The 18,223-nt window shown below is 73.8% G+C and carries 15 protein-coding genes; 7 read left to right on the forward strand and 8 right to left on the reverse strand.

Translation table 11 applies throughout. The features are described from left to right. Positions 1–256: 256 nt before the first annotated feature. From BLU82_RS33615 to BLU82_RS33635, 5 genes are read right to left on the reverse strand one after another with little or no spacing between them, the layout of a single operon-like run. Entirely contained in the window at positions 257–1,153 is an 897-nt protein-coding gene (locus tag BLU82_RS33615) for an NUDIX domain-containing protein (RefSeq protein ID WP_172885757.1), read from the reverse strand. Then, positions 1,150–2,694 carry a CYTH and CHAD domain-containing protein gene (locus tag BLU82_RS33620; RefSeq protein ID WP_172885758.1) on the reverse strand — a complete coding sequence of 515 codons (1,545 nt, stop codon included), beginning with the start codon at positions 2,692–2,694 and terminating at the stop codon, positions 1,150–1,152. Before BLU82_RS33620 ends, BLU82_RS33615 begins: the two co-directional genes overlap by 4 nt. Further along, a complete protein-coding gene (locus BLU82_RS33625; RefSeq protein WP_092625150.1) occupies positions 2,691–4,766 on the reverse strand; it encodes an RNA degradosome polyphosphate kinase in 2,076 nt (691 codons plus the stop codon). Before BLU82_RS33625 ends, BLU82_RS33620 begins: the two co-directional genes overlap by 4 nt. A gap of 46 nt (positions 4,767–4,812) precedes the next feature. Further along, positions 4,813–5,457, reverse strand: a complete 645-nt coding sequence (locus tag BLU82_RS33630; protein WP_092625152.1) for a response regulator transcription factor — start codon at positions 5,455–5,457, stop codon at positions 4,813–4,815. Beyond that, a complete protein-coding gene (locus BLU82_RS33635; RefSeq protein ID WP_092625154.1) occupies positions 5,445–6,755 on the reverse strand; it encodes a sensor histidine kinase in 1,311 nt (436 codons plus the stop codon). The genes BLU82_RS33630 and BLU82_RS33635 overlap by 13 nt, the downstream gene beginning before the upstream one ends. A gap of 141 nt (positions 6,756–6,896) precedes the next feature. Between BLU82_RS33635 and BLU82_RS33640 the strand changes: the two genes are divergently transcribed. The 3 genes from BLU82_RS33640 (at position 6,897) to BLU82_RS33650 (ending at position 11,840) form a co-directional block, all read left to right on the forward strand. Then, positions 6,897–7,628 carry an ABC transporter ATP-binding protein gene (locus BLU82_RS33640; protein WP_092626744.1) on the forward strand — a complete coding sequence of 244 codons (732 nt, stop codon included), beginning with the start codon at positions 6,897–6,899 and terminating at the stop codon, positions 7,626–7,628. A 2-nt stretch (positions 7,629–7,630) separates the two neighbouring features. Next, entirely contained in the window at positions 7,631–10,150 is a 2,520-nt protein-coding gene (locus tag BLU82_RS33645) for an FtsX-like permease family protein (RefSeq protein WP_092626745.1), read from the forward strand. 460 nt (positions 10,151–10,610) lie between these two features. Beyond that, the gene (locus tag BLU82_RS33650) at positions 10,611–11,840 is read left to right on the forward strand and encodes an IS256 family transposase (RefSeq protein ID WP_092622249.1); all 1,230 of its coding nucleotides are present in this window, start codon (positions 10,611–10,613) and stop codon (positions 11,838–11,840) included. A gap of 384 nt (positions 11,841–12,224) precedes the next feature. On the opposite strand, the gene mshD is transcribed toward BLU82_RS33650, so the two are convergent. Both mshD and BLU82_RS33660 read right to left on the reverse strand, forming a co-directional pair. Beyond that, positions 12,225–13,163 carry a mycothiol synthase gene (gene mshD / locus BLU82_RS33655; protein ID WP_231947653.1) on the reverse strand — a complete coding sequence of 313 codons (939 nt, stop codon included), beginning with the start codon at positions 13,161–13,163 and terminating at the stop codon, positions 12,225–12,227. Positions 13,164–13,256: 93 nt separating this feature from the next. Further along, positions 13,257–14,021 carry a response regulator transcription factor gene (locus tag BLU82_RS33660; RefSeq protein ID WP_092625158.1) on the reverse strand — a complete coding sequence of 255 codons (765 nt, stop codon included), beginning with the start codon at positions 14,019–14,021 and terminating at the stop codon, positions 13,257–13,259. A gap of 91 nt (positions 14,022–14,112) precedes the next feature. Here BLU82_RS33660 and BLU82_RS33665 point away from each other — a divergent pair, with 91 nt between their 5' ends. Continuing rightward, positions 14,113–14,946: an alpha/beta hydrolase gene (locus BLU82_RS33665; RefSeq protein WP_197682641.1), complete on the forward strand. Its 834-nt coding sequence runs from the start codon at positions 14,113–14,115 to the stop codon at positions 14,944–14,946. 48 nt (positions 14,947–14,994) lie between these two features. Continuing rightward, the gene (locus BLU82_RS33670; RefSeq protein ID WP_092625160.1) at positions 14,995–15,270 is read left to right on the forward strand and encodes a MoaD/ThiS family protein; all 276 of its coding nucleotides are present in this window, start codon (positions 14,995–14,997) and stop codon (positions 15,268–15,270) included. Between the two features lie 13 nt (positions 15,271–15,283). Here BLU82_RS33670 and BLU82_RS33675 read toward each other — a convergent pair whose 3' ends face one another. Beyond that, positions 15,284–16,696 (reverse strand): PQQ-binding-like beta-propeller repeat protein, encoded by a 1,413-nt coding sequence (locus BLU82_RS33675; RefSeq protein WP_092625162.1) that lies wholly within the window; start codon positions 16,694–16,696, stop codon positions 15,284–15,286. 194 nt (positions 16,697–16,890) lie between these two features. On the opposite strand from BLU82_RS33675, the gene BLU82_RS33680 reads away from it, so the two are divergent. Both BLU82_RS33680 and BLU82_RS33685 read left to right on the forward strand, forming a co-directional pair. Then, the gene (locus BLU82_RS33680) at positions 16,891–17,733 is read left to right on the forward strand and encodes a hypothetical protein (RefSeq protein WP_092625164.1); all 843 of its coding nucleotides are present in this window, start codon (positions 16,891–16,893) and stop codon (positions 17,731–17,733) included. A 42-nt stretch (positions 17,734–17,775) separates the two neighbouring features. Further along, positions 17,776–18,180 (forward strand): thioredoxin family protein, encoded by a 405-nt coding sequence (locus BLU82_RS33685; RefSeq protein ID WP_092625166.1) that lies wholly within the window; start codon positions 17,776–17,778, stop codon positions 18,178–18,180. The last annotated feature ends 43 nt before the right edge of the window (positions 18,181–18,223 follow it).

Genomic DNA, 18,223 nt, shown 5'->3' on the forward strand with positions numbered 1-18,223 from the left:
CGGCTTTGGGCGTGAGGCGGGGCTGCTTCGCGCGGGCGGACGGGCGGCCGCCGGCTTCGGGCGCGAAGCGGGGCAGCTGCGCACGGCGCGGCGAGGTTGTCGGTGCCCGCCCGTAGGGTGGGCCCCACCCGGGCCGGGAGGGGCCTACCTACCACGGCGCAACTCGCGCGGCCCGCATCCACCGCCCGTCCAGGCGCCCGGCCGGGACGCAACGCCCAGCCAGGACAATGCGCCCAGCCGGGCCACAGCGCTCTCCCTAAGTCCCGCCCGAACCAGGCGGAGCGTGCCGTTCCACCGCGACGACCTGGCCGTGGTCGTGGTGGACCACAGCGAACGCGGCCGGCTCGAGGCCGCCATCGGCGTCGGCGCCGGCGGCCTCGAAGAGCAGCGGCAGCACCGGGCGGTGCGAGCACACGACGGCCGCGCCGTTGCGTAGCAGCGACGTGATGAGCTCCGCGGCCGGGTGCTGGCCGGCGGTCACCCGCAGACTCTCCTCCGACAGATGCGGCTCCAACTCGACGACCAGACCCAGCTTGCGGGCGAACGGGCGCACCGTCTCGGCGCACCGTACGGCGTCGCTGGACAGCACGCGCCGCGGGCTGAGCGTCGCGAGCGCCTCGCCGAGCGGCTCGACATCGGCGAGGCCGTCCGGCGCCAGCGGCCGTTCGAGGTCCGGGCCGGACCACGATGACCGGGACACCGCCTTGGCGTGGCGCAGCAGCACCAGCGCGGTGGTGCGCAGCGGCCCGGCCAGCGCGGCCTCGACGAGGTCCGCGTCACGCTCGTGGGTCAGCCGCCGGACCGCCTCGTCGGCGGGCAGGAACACCACCTCGTCGACCTCGTGGTCGGGCAGCCGCGGCGCCGCGTGCGGGTCGGCCTCGGCCAGCCAGTAGTGCACCGTCTTCGGCCGGCCGGCGACGGGATAGTGCTGCTGCGGCAGCGGCCGGCCCAGCGTCACCCGGTGCCCCGTCTCCTCGAACACCTCGCGGACTGCGCACACCAGCAGCGACTCGCCCGGCTCCCGTTTCCCCTTGGGCAGCGACCAGTCGTCGTACCGGGGACGGTGGACGAGGCACAGCTCGACCCCGCCGTCGGGCCGCGCGCGCCAGAGCACGGCCCCGGCGGCGAGCACCGGGCCGCGCCTGGACGTCACGGTTCCATCCATCGGCGCCACTTCGCCCGTCGCACGTGCCGCCAGGTGTCCGCGAACGCCGCGCGCGCGGCGTGCACGTGGGCCCGCTCGTTCGAGGCCAGCACGCCGAGCGCGAACGCGACGTCGGCGGAGGCGTGCTCGGAGTTGGCCAGCTCGCGGGCACGGGCGGCGGCCAGCGCGGCGTCTTGGTGCTCGCCCAGGACCTCGGTGACCTTCTCGAGCTGCTTGGCGAACGCCTTCGCGCCGGAACCGAGCACGGGCGCGACGGCCTCGGCGGCGTAGCGGGCGCGCTTCGCGGCCAGCCGGGCGACGTGCCAATCGTCGTCGGGAGAGGCGTCGGTGAGGTCGTCGGCCGCGCCCGCGAGCTTCGCCCACGCCTTCGCGACCAGCCCCGGCAGGACGTCGCGGGCGGGACGCTCGGCGTCGGCGCGGGTCAGTGGCTGGGCGACGGCGCGGACCAGGCTGTCGTGCAGGGCGAGGTAGCGGTGGTCGTCGAGCAGCTCGCCGACCCGGATGCGAGCGTCGGCCACCGAGCCGCCCAGCACCTCGGCCAGCAGCTGCTTCACCTCGGTGGCGGGAAGGTCCGGCGGGAGGTCGCCGCAGTGGCGCTCCAGCCGCTCGCGCAGCACGTCACCCTCGCGCAGCTCACCCAGCGAGCGGGCGAACCACGCCAGCTCGGCGCGCAGCTCCTCGGCCCACGGCCGGTCCAGGAGCGGCCGGAACGTGCGCAGCCCGCTGCGCAACCGGCGCGCGGCCACCCGCAGCTGGTGGACGGCCTCGGGATCGGCCGGCTCGCGGCGGAACGCGACGTCGGCCGCGCGCAGCGCCCGCACGTGCAGCGCGAGGTACGCGACGAGCGCGTCGTGGGCCGGGTCCTTGGGCCGCGGCACCGGCAGCTCCGGCACCTCCGGCGGCGCCGCAGCGTTGGGACCGAGCGCCCGGACCACCTTGGCGACGAACTCGCCGCCGACCGCGCCGGCCTCCGTCAGCGCCGCCGCGACGGTCGCGATGAGCGGGCCGCCGCGGCGCTCTTCCAGCTCCAGCTCGCGGAACCGGGCGGCGACGGCGCCGTCGGCCCCGACCACGTGGACGGTGTCGTCGACCAGCTCGCCGGCGTCGCCGTCGCCGTCGGCGGCGCGGATCAACTGCCGCGCCCGCGTCGTGCGCAGCGTCGAGACCAGCCGCAGCGGCTCCGTCCGCGTGATCACCCGGACCAGCGCGGTCAGCGCTAGCGGCGGGACGTCACCGGCGTCGAGCGGCAGCCGCACCTCGTCGCGGGCGCCGACGCCACCGGCCGGCAGCTTCAGGTGCCAGCCTTCGTCGTCGCCGCCGCGACGGCGCAAGGTGATGCCCTCGCGGGCCAGCCGGAGGTCGTCGGTGTCGTAGTAGGCCGATTCCAGCTCGACGACGCCGAGGTCGTCGACGCCGCCCACGCCGGGCAGGGTGGAGAGGTCGGGGATGCGGAACAGTCCGTGCACGCGGAACTTCTGCTCGACCTCACGCGCGGTGTGCGGCCGGGCGGTCTGCTCCGCACGGTTCACGTGGTGGACCTCCGGCGCTGTTTGCGTTCGATGAGCACCTGTTGCATGTCGGACAGCGGTTGGCCGTCGGGGTCGGTGTGCACGCGGTCCCACGTCCCGTCGGGGCGCAGGTGCCAGGACGCCGTCCCGGGATCGAAGGCGAGGTCGAACAGGCCCTCGACCTCGTGACGGTGCTCCGTCCGGCTCAGCCGCACCAGCGCCTCGACGCGGCGGTCGAGGTTGCGGTGCATGAGGTCGCCCGAGCCGATCCAGTGCTCGGCGTCGCCGCCGTTCTCGAACGAGTAGACGCGCGAGTGCTCGAGGAACCGGCCGAGGATGCTGCGCACCCGCACGTTCTCGGACAGCCCGGGCACGCCGGCCCGGATGCTGCAGATGCCGCGCACCCAGATGTCGATGGGCACGCCCGCCTCGGACGCCTCGTACAGCGCGTCGATGATCGCCTCGTCGACGATGCTGTTCATCTTGAACCGGATGCGGGCCGGGAGTCCGGCGCGGTGGTGCTCGATCTCGCGCTGGATGCGGTCGACGATGCCGCCGCGCAGCGCGTGCGGCGCCACCAGCAGCCGCTTGTAGTCGGACTCCAGCGAATAGCCGGACAGCGTGTTGAACAGGTGGTTGAGGTCTTCGGCGACGTCGGCGTCGGCGGTGAGCAGGCCCATGTCCTCGTAGATGCGGGCCGTGCGCGGATGGTAGTTGCCGGTGCCGATGTGGCTGTAGCGCTGGATGCCGCCGGCTTCGTCGCGCACCACCAGGCACAGCTTGCAGTGCGTCTTCAGCCCGACCAGGCCGTACACGACGTGGACGCCGGCCTGCTCGAGCTTGCGCGCCCAGGTGATGTTGGCCTGCTCGTCGAAGCGCGCCTTGATCTCGACCACGGCGAGCACCTGCTTGCCCGCCTCGGCGGCGTCGATCAGCGCGTCGACGATGGGGGAGTCGCCGCTGGTGCGGTAGAGCGTCTGCTTGATCGCCAGCACCCGGGGGTCGGCGGCGGCCTGCTCGACGAAGCGCTGCACGCTGGTGGAGAACGAGTCGTACGGGTGGTGCACCAGCACGTCGGCCTTCGAGATGGCCGCGAACATGTCCGCCGGCGACGCCGACTCGACGTCGCGGAGATCGCGGTGGGTGGCCGGCAGGAACGGCCGGTAGCGCAACTCGGCGCGGTCGAGGTCGGCGATGGCGTTGAGGCCGGTGAGGTCGAGCGGGCCGGGCAGCATGAACGTCTCGCCGTCGCTGACGCCGAGCTCGCGTTGCAACAGGTCGAGGACGTGCGGGTCGACGGTCTCCTCGACCTCGAGCCGGACCGCCGGGCCGAACCGCCGCCGCATGAGCTCGCGCTCCATGGCGGTCAGCAGGTTCTCGGCGTCGTCCTCCTCGACCTCGACGTCCTCGTTGCGGGTGACCCGGAACATGTGGTGCTGCAGCACCTCCATGCCCGGGAACAGTTGCGCGAGGTGCGCGGCGATGACGTCCTCGAGCGGCACGAACCGCTGCTCGGCCACCGGCAGGAAGCGCGGGAAGTTCGGCGGCACCTTGACCCGGGCGAAGTGTTCGGTCGAGTTGCGCGGGTTGCGCACGACGACGGCGAGGTTCAGCGACAGCCCGGAGATGTACGGGAACGGATGGGCGGGGTCGACGGCCAGCGGGGTCAGCACGGGGAAGATCCGCTCGCTGAACAGCCGCCGCAGCCTGACGTGCTCGGCGTCGTCGAGGTCGTCCCACCGGGCGATGTCGATGCCCTCCTTGACCAGCGCCGGCAGCACGTCGCTGCGGAAGCACTTGGTCTGCCGGGCCATCAGCTCGCGGGTGCGTTCGAGCGTGCGCTCGTGCACCTCGCGCGGCATCATGCCGCTGACCGACGGGAACGCGACGCCGGCCGCCATGCGCCGCTTCAGCCCGGCCACGCGGATCATGTAGAACTCGTCGAGATTGCTGGAGAAGATGGCCAGGAACCGGGCGCGTTCCAGCAGCGGGACGTCGGGGTCCTCGGCCAGTTCGAGCACGCGGTGGTTGAAGGCGAGCCACGACAACTCGCGGTCGAGATAGCGCTCTTCCGGCTTGGTCGGTTCCGCCATGTCCCCATGCTGACACGGGCGAGTGAACACTGGGTAGCGGCGATGATCAGGACTTCAGATAGGCGAGGACGGCCAGCACGCGGCGGTGCCCGGTGTCGCCGTGCGCCAGGCCGAGTTTGGCGAAGATGTTGCGGATGTGTTTGCTCACCGCGGTCTCGGTGACCACCAGCCGCGCCGCGATGTCGGGGTTGGCCAGGCCCTCGGCCATCAGCGCCAGCACCTCGCGCTCGCGCGGGGTGAGGCTGCGGATGGGGTCGTCGGCGCGGCGGCGGACCATGAGTTGCGAGACCACCTCGGGGTCCATGACGGTGCCGCCGCGGGCCACCCGGTGCAGCGCGTCGAGGAACTGCTCGACCTTGCCGACCCGCTCCTTGAGCAGGTAGCCGACGCCGTCGGCGCCGTTGGCCAGCAACTCGGTGGCATAGCTGTCCTCGACGTAGGCGGACAGCACGAGGACGGGCAGCCCGGGCCGCTCGCGCCGGGCCGCTGCGGCCGCCTCGATGCCCTCGGCCTTGAAGTCGGGCGGCAGCCGCACGTCGACGACGGCGGCATCGGGCCGCTCGGCGCGCACCGCCGCGAGGAAGTCGACGGGGTTGTCGACGGCGGCGGCCACCTCGATGCCCTCGCCGGCCAGCAGCAGCACCAGACCCTCGCGCAGCAGGGTGTCGTCCTCGGCGATCACGACGCGCACGGGATCACCGCCTCGACCACCGTGGGGCCGCCGAGCGGGCTGGTCACCGAGGTGTGCCCGTCGAACGCGGCGACCCGGCGGCGGATGCCGGCCAGCCCGCTGCCGCCGGACTCGTCGGCGCCGCCGTGGCCGTCGTCGCGAACCTGGATCACCAGCGTCTCCTCGTCGCCCCGGACGGCCGGGGGCCGCAGTGTCAGCGTCACGTCGACGTGGTCGGCGCCGCTGTGCTTCGAGGCGTTCGTCAGCGCCTCGGCGACGACGAAGTACGCGGCCGCCTCGAGCGCGGCGGGCAGCCGGCGCAACCGGTCGACGCGCAGCGTGCACGGTATGGCGCAGCGGGCCGCCAGCGCCGCCAGCGCGCCGTCGAGGCCGCGCTCGGCCAGCACGGGCGGGTAGATGGTGCGGACGACATCGCGCAGCTCGGTGAGCGCGTCGCCGGCCTGGTTCTGCGCCTGGAGCAGCAACGGCAGGGCGGACGTGGGGTCGCGGCGCAGCGCCCGTTCGGCGATGCCGAGGTGCATGATGACGCCCATCAGACGGTTCTGGGTGCCGTCGTGGAGGTCGCGCTCGATGCGCCGCAGCTCGGCGCCGTGCGCCTCGAGCGCGGCCGCGCGGGTGGCCGTCAGCTCCGTGACGCGTTCGGACAGCCGCGCGTCCTTCGTCGGCCGTAGCAGCTGGCCGGCCACCCCTGCCTGCCACCTGGCCAGCAGCGGCACCAGCGTCAGCGTCAGCACCAGCCAGCCGAAGCCGAGCGGCAGCATGCCCAGCGCACCGGCCCAGGACGTCACCGGGTACGGCGACTGGACGGGGTCGTCCGCCGGCATCGCCGACCAGTAGATGGGCACCACGGCGGCGTTGACGACGCTCAACGGCAGCAGCACCGCCACGACGCCGACGACCAGCCCGGTGAGGCCGTGGAACAGCACCCAGGCGACGTCGCGCCAGGTGGCGGGGTCGGCGAGCAGCGTGCGGGTGGCGACCTTCGGCGCGGCGGCGCCGGGCCCGGGCGCGTCCGGGGTGGCCTCGTCGGTCGTGCGCGGAGGGTCGGGGGACGTGTAGGGCCGCGGGACCGGGCGGCCGGTGTAGGTCGCGACGCGGTGGCGCTCGTCGCCGGCCCAGCGGCGCACCGCCCGCACCGTGGACGGGATGGCCAGCCAGCCCACGCCGACGAGTGTGAACGCGGCCACCAGCAGCACGCGGATGAGCAGGACGAGCGCCACCGCCGAGCTGACGAGACCGCGCAGCAGGAACGGCAGCGCCCGCCGCGTCGCCCGGTACGCCGCTCGCACTCTGTCCATGTGTTCAGCATGCCCGAGCGAGCGCCGCCAGACGGTATACCCAGCACCACCATTGATCGGGGCGCCAGCGGGATCGTTCCCGCCGCCCTCGATCCATAACGTCGTGACCAGGCCCTACAAGGAGGACGCGACGTGCACACCATGACGGCACCGGCGGTCCGGCTCGACGCCGTGACCAAGATCTACGGCAGCGGCGAACAGCGGGTCACGGCGCTGCGCGAGGTCGGCGTCGACCTCGCCATCGGCACCTTCACCGCGGTCATGGGCCCGTCCGGGTCCGGCAAGAGCACGTTCCTGCACTGCGCGGCCGGGCTCGACCGGCCGACGTCGGGCTCGGTCCGGCTGGGCGACACCGAGCTGTCGACACTGTCCGACAACGAGCTGACGGTGGTCCGCCGCGACCGCATCGGCTTCGTGTTCCAGGCTTACAACCTGCTGTCGTCGCTGACGGTCGAAGACAACGTGTCGCTGCCGCTGCGGCTGGCCGGACGCGAGATCGACGCCGGCTGGATCGCCCGCGTGGCCGGGTCGGTCGGCCTCGGCGACCACCTCCAGCGCCGCCCGGCCCAGCTCTCCGGCGGCCAGCAGCAGCGGGTCGCCATCGCGCGGGCGCTGGTCACCCAGCCCGACGCGGTCTTCGCCGACGAACCCACCGGCGCGCTCGACACCCGCACCGGGCGGCAGGTGCTCGAGCTGCTGCGCCGCATCGTCGACGACAGCGGCCAGACGGTCGTCATGGTCACGCACGACCCTGTCGCGGCGTCGTTCGCCGACCGCGTGCTGTTCCTGGCCGACGGCCGGGTCACCGGGGTCATGGACGCGCCGACGGCCGAGCTGGTGGCCGAGCGCATGACGAAGCTCGGGGCGTGGTGACCATGCGCGACATCGCCCGCAAGACCATCAAGGGACGCAAGGCCGGGTTCATCGGCGCGTTCCTCGCCGTCCTCCTCGCGTCGGTGCTGGTCACGTCGCTCGGTGTGCTGGTCGAGTCCGGCATCCGCGGCGGTCTGCCGCCGCAGCGCTACGCCGGCGCCGACGTCGTGGTCAGCGGCGTGCAGGCGCTCCCGGTGGCCGAAGACACCGACATCGCACTGCCCGAGCGGGTGCGACTGCCGGCCGACGTGGTCGACGCCGTGGCCGACGTGCCGGGGGTGGCCGAGGCGGCCGGCGACGTCAATGTCCCGGTCGGCGTGGTGGCCGACGGCGCCGTGGCAGAGCTGTCCCGCCCGGTCGTCGGGCACGGCTGGTCGGCGGCCGCGCTCGCACCGTTCACGGTCGACGGCGGCGACGGTCCGCGCCGCGACGACGAGGTGGCGCTCGACGCCGACCTCGCGTCGTCCCTGGGCGTCGCGGCCGGCGACCACGTCGAGCTGGCGGTCGGCGGGGTCGCGTCCGGCTACACGGTGAGCGGCCTGGTGTCGCGGCCGGGCGACGCGCGGGAGTCGGCGGTGTTCCTCACCGACGAGCGGGCCGGCGAACTGGCCGGGTCGGGTGGGCGGTGGGACGCCGTCGTGGTGGTCGCCGACGGCGGGGTGTCCGCCGGCGAGCTGGCCGGCCGCATCGCCGACGCCGTGCCCGACGTGCGCACTCACACCGGCGACGCCCGCGGTCACGTCGAGTTCCTCGACATCGGCCAGGCCCGCGGCGAACTGACGGTCATGGCGATGTCGCTGGCCGGCACCACGGTGCTCATCGCGATGTTCGTGGTGGCGGGCACGCTGGCGCTGTCGATCCAGCAGCGACGGCGCGAGTTCGCGCTGCTGCGTGCGGTCGGCGCGACGCGCGGGCAGGTCCGGCGGCTGGTCGGCGCCGAGGTCATGCTGCTGGCGGTCACGGCCGCGGTGCTCGGCGCCCTGCCCGGGTACCTGGTGGCGGCCGGGCTCGGGCGGGCGTTCGCCGGCACCGGTCTGCTGCCGGCCGACTTCCAGCTCGCGATGAGCCCACTGCCGGGGTTCGCGGCCATCGTGCTGTGCCTGGTCACGGCGCGGCTGGCGGGGTGGGTGGCGGCCAGGCGACCGGCGCGGTTGAACCCCGTCGAGGCGCTGGGCGAGAGCGCTGTCGAGGAGCGGCGCCTCGGTGCGGGCCGGGTGGGTGCGGGGGCGCTGCTGGTCGTGCTCGGGCTGGCCGTGTCCGGCGTGCCCATGCTGGTGCCCGGCATGGTCGGCGTGGCCGCGGCGGCGGGTGGGGCGCTGCTGCTGGCCATCGGCGTGGCGCTGCTCGGGCCGCGGGTGCTGGGGGCGGCGGCCGGGCTGCTGGCCGCTCCGATCCGGCGGCTGTCGCCGGTGCACGGGTACCTGGCCACGGCGAACATGCGGGCCAACTCGCGCCGGCTGGCGGCGGCTGTCACGCCCATCGTGCTCGCGGTCGCGGTCGTGTCCGTCCAGCTGTTCAGCCAGAGCACGCTGGCGGCCGCGGCCGGACGGCAGACCGTCGACGGCGTCGTGGCCGACCACGTGATCACCGGGCGCGACGGCGGGGTGGGCGGGGCGGTCACCGACGAGCTGCGCCGCGAGCTGGGCGACGACGCCACCGTGACGCCGGTCGTGCACAGCCAGGTCATCGTCCGCTACACCGAGCTGGGCGACCCGGCCCAGGAGTCGTTCGCCGCGCAGGGGCTCGACCCCGCCGGACTCCACCGCACCCTCGACCTCGAGGTCCGCGACGGCGACCTCGGCGACCTCCGCGACGGCACGGTGGCGTTGAGCCGCAACGCCTCGGCCACGTTCGGCGCGTCCATCGGCGACACCGTCGAGATCGTGCTCGGCGACGGCACCGCCATCGAGCCCACGGTGGTCGCGGTCTACGGCCGTGGCCTCGGCTTCGGCGACGTCACCCTGCCGCATGACGAGCTGGCCGCGCACACGACGACCGGCCTCGACACCTGGGTACTCGTCGGCGGCGGCGACCCCGGCACCGTCGCGCAGGTAGCGGCCGAGCACCCCGGCCTGGCCGCCGGCACCGGGTCCGACCTGTCCGCCGCCGGTTCGTCCGAGCGGTCCGCCGAGTCGTCGTCCAGCCTGGTGGCCATCCTCGCGCTGCTCGCGTACCTGGCGGTGTCGGTGGTGAACACGCTGGTCATGGCCACGGCCGAGCGCACGCGCGAGTTCGCCCTGCTCCGCCTGGCCGGCGCCGCCCGGCGACACGTGCTGGCCATGATGCGGGTCGAGGCCGCGGTCATCGTCGCGGTGTCGGTGGTGGTCGGGCTGCTGGTGGCGCTGCCCCCGCTGGTCGGCGTCAGCATTGGGCTCACGGAGTCGCCGCTGCCGTCGATCTCACCGGCCGGCTTCGGTGGCATCGTCCTCGCGACCGCCCTGCTCGGCTTCCTCGCCATCGGCGTTCCTGCCCGCGCGGCGCTGCGCCTCCGCCCGGTCGACGCCATCGGCCTGCGGGAGTGACGGTCGCCGGCCGGGGGCCCGCCGGCCGGACCCCGGCGTGGGGTCATGGTGTGGAGCGTGGTGACAGGAACGCCAACTATTGGCGCTCCTGTCCCGCGCGCTGCTGCGGCCACCGCCCGTGCTGCAGCCGTGCCCGCCCCGCGCTGTGGCCACCCGCCACCGCGGTCGCCGGGTCCGACCTCGCGCTGTGGCCACCCGCCACCGCGGTCGCCGGGTCCGACCTCGCGCCGCCGCAGTGACCGGCCCCCGCGCTGCCGCCCCGCGCTGCCGCTGTGAGCGGCCCTGCGCTGCGGCCGTGTCCGGCCTCGCGCTGCCGCTGTGAGCGGCCGGTGACGTCCCTTGGCGTGGTGGAGTTCCCGGCCCGCTTGAGCGTCGTCGTGTCGACGGTGGCGTAGGGCGGCCATCGTGCGACGGTCAGTGAGACCTGACTAGGGATCTCACGAGAGGACACGAACGCACGATGGCCTTGGACCATGCTGCCCTACTTGAGGTGCTCGAGGCGATGCGGGCCGCTGACGTGGACGATCGGGTTCGCACCGCGGCGCAGGCGATGTATCAGGCGTTGATCGAGGCCGAGGCGACGGCGGTGATCGGCGCCGGTCCGTGGGAACGCAGCGCGGATCGGACCGCGCACCGCAACGGCTCGCGACCGCGGACCCTGTCGACCACGGCCGGGGATCTGGAGTTGCGCATTCCCAAGTTGCGCACCGGGTCGTTCTTCCCCTCCCTGTTGGAGCGGCGCCGCCGAGTCGACCAGGCGTTGTTCGCCGTGATCATGGAGGCCTACCTGCACGGGGTGTCGACCCGCAAGGTCGACGACCTGGTCAAGGCGCTGGGCGCGGACAGCGGGATCTCCAAGTCGGAGGTGTCGCGGATCTGCGCCGACCTCGACGCCGAGGTCTCCAGCTTCCGGGACCGGTCGCTGGCCGATCAGGCCTATCCGTACGTGTTCCTCGACGCCACCTACTGCAAGGCTCGGGTGAACCGCCGCGTGGTGTCCCAGGCGGTGGTCATCGCCACCGGCGTCACCGCCGACGGGCGCCGCGAGGTGCTCGGATTCGACGTCGGTGACAGCGAGGACGGCGCGTTCTGGACCGCGTTCCTGCGCTCGTTGAAGGCCCGCGGGCTGGGCGGTGTCCAGCTGGTCATCTCCGACGCCCACACCGGCCTCAAGCACGCCATCGCCTCGGTCCTGCTCGGGGCGGCCTGGCAGCGCTGCCGGGTGCACTTCCTACGCAACGTGCTCGCCCAGGTCCCCAAGGGCAACGCCGAGATGGTGGCCGCAGCGATCCGCACCATCTTCGCCCAGCCCGACGCCGAGCACGTGCACGAGCAGTTCGACGTCATCGCCACCATGCTCGGCCGGCAACTACCCAAGGTCGAACAGATGCTGCGCGACGCCAGTAACGATCTCCTCGCGTTCACCGCGTTCCCGATCAGTCACTGGAAGAAGATCTGGTCCACCAACCCGCTGGAACGGCTGAACAAGGAGGTCAAACGCCGCACCGACGTCGTCGGAGTGTTCCCCAACCCCGCCGCCCTGCTCCGCCTGGCCGGCGCTGTCCTGGTGGAGGCCCACGATGAATGGCAGGTCGCCGCCGAACGCCGCTACCTCTCCGAAGCCTCCATGGCGCTACTCACCACACCCACCACCAAGGAGGTGGCCAAACCCGAACTCATGACGGCATGATCTAACCCACTGACCCCGCACAGTGGTCGAAGAACTCCACCTCTCAGCGGGACGTCACCGACCGGCCCTGCGCTGCGGCCGTGTCCGGCCTCGCGCTGCCGCTGTGAGCGGCCCTGCGCTGCGGCCGTGTCCGGCCTCGCGCTGCCGCTGTGAGCGGCCCTGCGCTGCGGCCGTGTCCGGCCTCGCGCTGCCGCTGTGAGCGGCCCTGCGCTGCGGCCGTGTCCGGCCTCGCGCTGCCGCTGTGAGCGGCCCTGCGCTGCGGCCGTGTCCGGCCTCGCGCTGCCGCTGTGAGCGGCCCCGTGCTGCGGCCGTGCCCGGCCTAGCGTCGCGGCCACCCATTCCGCCCCGTCATGGCCGGGCGAGTGGTCCGGGGCCCCGGAGCACTCAGTCGCGGCGGTAGGCCACGTCGATGGCGTGGCGGGTGAAGCCCTCACGCTCGTACAGGCGCACGGCGGCGGTGTTGTCGCCCTCGACGTACAGGGTCACGGTGCGCACGCCGGCGACGTCGGCCAGGTGGCGCAGTCCGGCGATGGTCAGTGCGCCGCCCAGCCCGCGGCCGTGCGCCGACGGCGCGACACCGAGGACGTAGACCTCGCCGATCGGTTCGTCGACGCCGCCTGGATCACTCGACTCCGGCCCTCGACGGGAAAGCGTGTCTCGGCCCGGGTTGGGGTCGTGCGCGTGCACCTTCGTCCAGTGGAAGCCGAGCACCCGGTCGTCGGCGTCGACGGCGAGGAGGAAGCCGGCCGGGTCGAAGTCGGGCGCCGACTCGGCCGCCGCGATGTCGTCGAGGGTCTGGCCGCCCTGTTCCGGGTGCCAGTCGAACGCGGCGTTGTTGACCTCCAGCCAGGCGGCCTCGTCCTGGCCGACGACGAACGGGCGCAGCCGCACGCCGTCGGGCAGCACCGGTTCCGGCAGCTCGCCGGGCGCGATCCGGCGGCGCAGCTGCAGCAGCTCGCGGGCCCGCACGAGCCCGTGCCGCCGAGCCAGCGCCGCGGCCGCCGGGTGATCGCCGTGCGACCACAGCCACAGCTCACCGGGGATGAAGTCGAGGAGGTCGTTGAGCAGGGCGCCACCCACCCCGAGTCCTCGATGCTCGGGGTCGACGACCAGCTCGGCGGCCAGCCGGTCGCCTTGGACGGCGGCGTAGGCGGCGCCCATGAGGCGGTCGCCGGCGTGAACGGCCAGTGCCGCCGTTGTCGCACCGGAGCGGGCGGCCGGGAAGAGGTCGTCGGAGAAGGGGGACACGCCGTCGGCGGCGCGGGCCCGGTCGGCCAGCGCCGTGACCTCGGCCAGCTCCGCTGCCGTGAACGTCGTCGCCACGGCAGCGACCCTACCGGCCAGCCGAGCAGCCAGCCGGACCGGCGGCCGAACAGCAGCCGGCCGGTTGCCGCAGCCGAGCAGCGCAGCCGGGCGTCAGTCGGACAGGGTGATGCTCATGCCGCCACGGTCAGAGGCGATGTCGTCCTCAGGGAGCGGGACGTCCGCCGGGGGACGGCCGGAGCGGCCCTGCTGAGGTGGGACGAACCGGTAGCCGACGTTGCGGACGGTGCCAATGAGCGATTCGTAGTCGGCGCCGAGCTTCGCCCGCAACCGCCGCACATGGACGTCGACCGTGCGGGTACCACCGAAGTAGTCGTACCCCCATACCTCTTGGAGGAGCTGAGCGCGGGTGAAGACGCGGCCCGGATGCTGAGCGAGGAACTTGAGCAGCTCGAACTCCTTGTAGGTGAGGTCGAGCGTGCGGCGCGCCACCTTCGCGGTGTACGTGGCTTCGTCGATGAGGAGGTCGCCGGAGCGGATCTCGTCGGGCGCGTCGTCGCCGGCGGCGGCCAGCCGGCCCTGCGCGAGCCGAAGCCGCGCCTCGACCTCGGCCGGGCCCGCGGAGTCGAGCAGGACGTCGTCGATGCCCCATTCGGCGGTGACGGCGGCCAGCCCGCCCTCGGTGACGATGGCCATCAGCGGGACATCGACCCCGGTGGTGCGGATGAGGCGGGTGAGACCGCGCGCCTGGGAGAGGTCGCGGCGGGCGTCGACGGCGACGACGTCACCCGTGGGCGCGTCGACCAGCGCGGACGCCTCGGCGGGCAGCACCCGGACGTCGTGCAGAAGGAAGCCGAGGGCGGGCAGCACCTCGGCCGACGACTGCAGGGAATTGGTCAGCAGGACGATGGTTGCCATGTCGCGACCTCCAGTCGGCCGGGGCCGGTGAACGCAGAAGGGACCTGCCGGCGTCATCGCCCAGGTCCCTTGGTGAGAGAGAATAGCTGATATGCCGGACCTCGACACTCCCGGGGCAGCCGCCGCCGCACCCCGGCCGGACGCACGCCCGCAACGCACCGGACACTCGCGCCGCCTGCAGGCCGCCGACGGCACGTTGCTGCACGCCCGCTACTTCCCCCGCCGCGACGGCGTCGCCGGCGACCTCGCCGTGGTCGTCGCGCACGGCTTCACGCAGAGCTCGCACAGCCCGCAGATGAAACGCATCTCGAACTGGCTCAGCGAGCACGCCTCCGTCGTCCTGCTCGACCTGCGCGGGCACGGCCGGTCGCGCGGGCACTCGACGCTGGGCTGGCGCGAGGTCCTCGACATGGACGCCGCCGTCAGTTGGGCGCGCGCCCTCGGCTACCGGCGGGTGGCGACGCTCGGGTTCTCGCTCGGCTCGGCGGTCGCGGTGCGTCACGGCGCACTGCACCGCGGTGTCGGCGCCGTGGCCGCCGTCAGCGTCCCTGGTGAGTGGCATTACCGCGGCACCGCCGCCATGCGCACGCTGCTGCGGCTCATCCTCACCAAGCCGGGCCGCGGGTTGCTGCGGCTGCTGCGCCGCACTCGGGTCTCGCCGTCCGGCTGGTCCACACCCGACCCCATCGACGCGCGGGCGGCGGCCGCCGAGCTGGACGTCCCGCTGCTGGTCGTGCACGGCGACGAGGACGGCTACTTCCCGGTACACCACGCCTGGCAGGTGCACGCCGCCGCGCCGTCCGGCTCACTCTGGCTGGAACGCGGCTTCGGCCACGCCGAGGCCGGCGCCACCGAGTCGCTGGTGACGCGCATCGGCGCCTGGCTCGACGAGCACACCGTCGCGGTCGACCCCGTGCGGGCATGATGGTCTGATGGCGAACGTGACGCTGCGGTTCCCTGACGTGAGGTCCTCATGGCGAAGGTGACGCTGCGTTACTGGGCCGCTCTCCGCGCGGCGGCAGGCATCCCCGAGGAGGTCGTCGACGCCGGCACGCTCGCCGAGGCGCTGGCGGCGGCTCGGTCGGCGCACAGCGGGTCGCCGCGCTTCGCCGCCGTCCTCGACATCTGCGCCGTCGTCGTCGACGGCACCCCGGCCGGGTCGCGCGATCCGGCGGGCATCGTCCTGCACGACGGCTCAGCGGTCGAGCTGCTCCCACCCTTCGCCGGCGGGAGCAGCCCGGACCGCTGAGCGGCGACGCTCGTCAGCCGTCGGTGCGCGGGCCGCCGACCAGGTACGACGGGTCGCCCACGGCGCCCTCGATGGTCGCCAGGCCGAACTCGCCGTCGACGATGTCGAACGACTGGCGCGGCGGGTCGATCGCCTTCGCCGCCGCGCTGGCGAGGTCGACGGTCAGCGTGCCGTTCTCGGTGGCGCCGAAGACCGTCGAGTCGTCGATCGCGGACCCCTGGATCGCGAAGTCCGCCGCGACCGGGGTGACCGCGCCGGCCTCGACGTCGAGGACCAGCCCCCCTTGCGACCAGCCCGTGAACAGGCGCGCTCCGTCGGGGGAGAGCAGCGCGCCGGCGCCCTCCAGGCGGCCGGAGTCGGCGATGATCGGCTGCGCACCGGCGAGGTCGGCGGCCGAGGGCGTGGCCGGCTCGTGCGTGGCGGCGTCCAGCCAGGTGGCCTCGAAGGCCGTGGCATTCTCGTCCGTCGCGGCGATGGTCAGCAGGTACGAGCCGACCAGCATCGTCATGTGGTTCGGTCCCTCGGCGAACAGGAGGTCCTCCTCGTTCGGCGTCGACGTGACGGTGTTCCACGCCTCGGCGCCGTCGAACGTGCGGGCCAGCCAGCCGACGTAGGTGTCGCCGTTCTCCGAGATCTCATAGGCGATGCCGCGGACGTAGGAGATCATCAGGTCACCGGAGACGCCGGCGAAGTACTCGTCCAGGTCGTACGCGCCGACGACCATCGGCTCGGGGTCGCGGTTGACCGGGACGAATTCGGTGGCGCCCGGCTTCAGGAGGAAGTCGCCGGCCAGCACGCCCTGATCGGTCCAGAACACCTCGGTGTGCGGGTTCTCGCCCTGCGGGACGGTGATGTGCACCTCGGCCGGGAAGGACGGGTCGGCGCTGCCGGCGTCGCCACCCTCGTCACCACCGGCGTCGGCCGGCCAGGCGAGGTAGCCCCACGCCGTCGACGCCTCGGTGACCGCGTCGCCGGCGTTGTCCTCGGTGACGATGACGGCGACGCCGGGGCCGCCGTCGACCTCGGTCGCCCGCAGCGCCGACACCTGGCCCGGCAGCACCTCCGACTTCCATAGCCGCTCGCCCGTCTCGGCGTCCAGCGCGAGGATGTGGCGGTCCGTCGTCGGGTCCGACGCGTCGGGCTCGAGGGCGAACACGGTGCCGTCGATCAACGTCGGGCGCTCCAGGCCCTCGTGCGACCAGCAGTTGTCCGGGTCCAGGCCCTCGGGCAGTTCAGCGCCGATCTCCGGCGGGCAGCTGAACTCGGGTGTGGTCTCCTCCGGCGTGGACGGTTCGTCCGACGGCTCCTCGCTCGGCGCCTCGGTGCTGGTCTCCTCGGCCGACGGCTCCGAGTCGTCGCCGCACGCCGTCAGGGCGACCGCGGCGACGGCCAGGAGCGCTGTGACCCGGCCGCGAATGTTCCTCATGTCCAGTGGATCCTCTCGAACGAGCTGCGCGGTGTGCCCGGTGACGTAAAACGATGTGCCAAATACCGTAGAGGACCGGGTCGCGTCCAGTGGGCGAGACCGAGATCACGCCGTGCCTCGGGGGCAGCCGGACTGTTGTGGAGTTGTTGTCATTTCGGCGCGGGTGGGCGGTCCGCGTCTGCAAGCATTCAAAGGTGCCCTCCGTTCATGCCTCGCTGGCCGTCGCCGCCCTCGCCGGCGTCCTGGCCCTCGCGTCGGCATCCGGGAGCTCGCTGCTGGCCGGCGGCCTCGCCCTGGTCATCCTGATCTTCACGCTCGGCGGCGTGGCCGCGGCCCGGGCCGGCGCGGCGCGCTGGTCGGCCGGCATCGCGCTGGCCGCGGGGCTCGGCGCGCTCGGGTGGACGTGGACCGAGGGCGGCTCCGACCTCACCCCCATGGCGGCGGTCCTGGGCCCGACGCTCGTGGCGTCGATCGTGGTCCAACTCCTGCGGCGCGACGGCCGGGCCGGGCTCACCACGTCGCTGGCCCTGTCCGTCACCGCGTGCGTGCTGGCGGTGCTGCCGGTGGCCTGGCTGGCGCTGCGCGAGTCCGGCGACGGCGAGTACCCGGTCGGGCTGGCGCTGCTGGGCGTCGGCGCCGTCGGGCTGGCCGAGTCGCTGCCGGTGTCGCGTGCGGTGCGCCGGCTCATCGGCGTGCTACTGGCTGCGCTCGGCGCCGGGGCGCTGGTGCTCACCACCGACTGGGTGGGCGACGCCGTGCCCGCCGTCAGCGCCGTCGTCGTCGCCACGTTCGCCGGCCTGCTGGCCGCCGTCGCGTTCGCCGCCGTCGACCGCCTGGCCGACGAGTTCACGCCGCAGCCGCAGCCGGTCGCGGTGCAGGTGGGCGCCGCCGCGCCGGCCGAGACGGGCACCGGCGACGGCGCCGAGGTGGCGGCCGTGCCGCGGGGCGCCGGCGCTTTCCTGCCGCTGCGGGTCAGCCTGCCGTTCATCGCGGCGGCACCGGTCGCCTACGTGCTGGGCCGCATCTTCGTCGGGTAGCGGCCGGGAATCGTCAGCCGCGGCGGGTGTGTTGTGCCCGGTGTGACAGGACTGGTGGTCGTCGTCGCCGTGCTCGCGGCCGCCACGGCGTTCGGGCTGTGGCGGCGTGCCCGCGACGGCCGGGTGGTGGAGGCGAGGGTGGACGAGCAGCTACTGGGCCCCGACGAGCTGGGCGCGCCGCTGGGCGAGCGGGCCACGCTGGTGCAGTTCTCGACGGCGTTCTGCCAGCCGTGCCGGGCCGCCCGCGCCACGCTGTCGCACGTCGCCGCCGACACCGAGGGCGTCGTGCACGTCGAGATCGACGCCGAGCACCATCTCGACCTCGTCCGGCGGCTGAACATCCTGCGTACGCCCACCACGCTGGTGCTCGATGGCAGTGGCCGCATCGTCCGCCGGGCGACCGGCGCGCCGCGGCTGGCGGAGGTGAGAGCCGCGCTCCCTGCCTAGTTTGGCCGGATTCCGAGACGACAAATCTCGTTATTTGATACGG

The organism is Jiangella sp. DSM 45060 (assembly GCF_900105175.1).
Lineage (GTDB): Bacteria > Actinomycetota > Actinomycetes > Jiangellales > Jiangellaceae > Jiangella.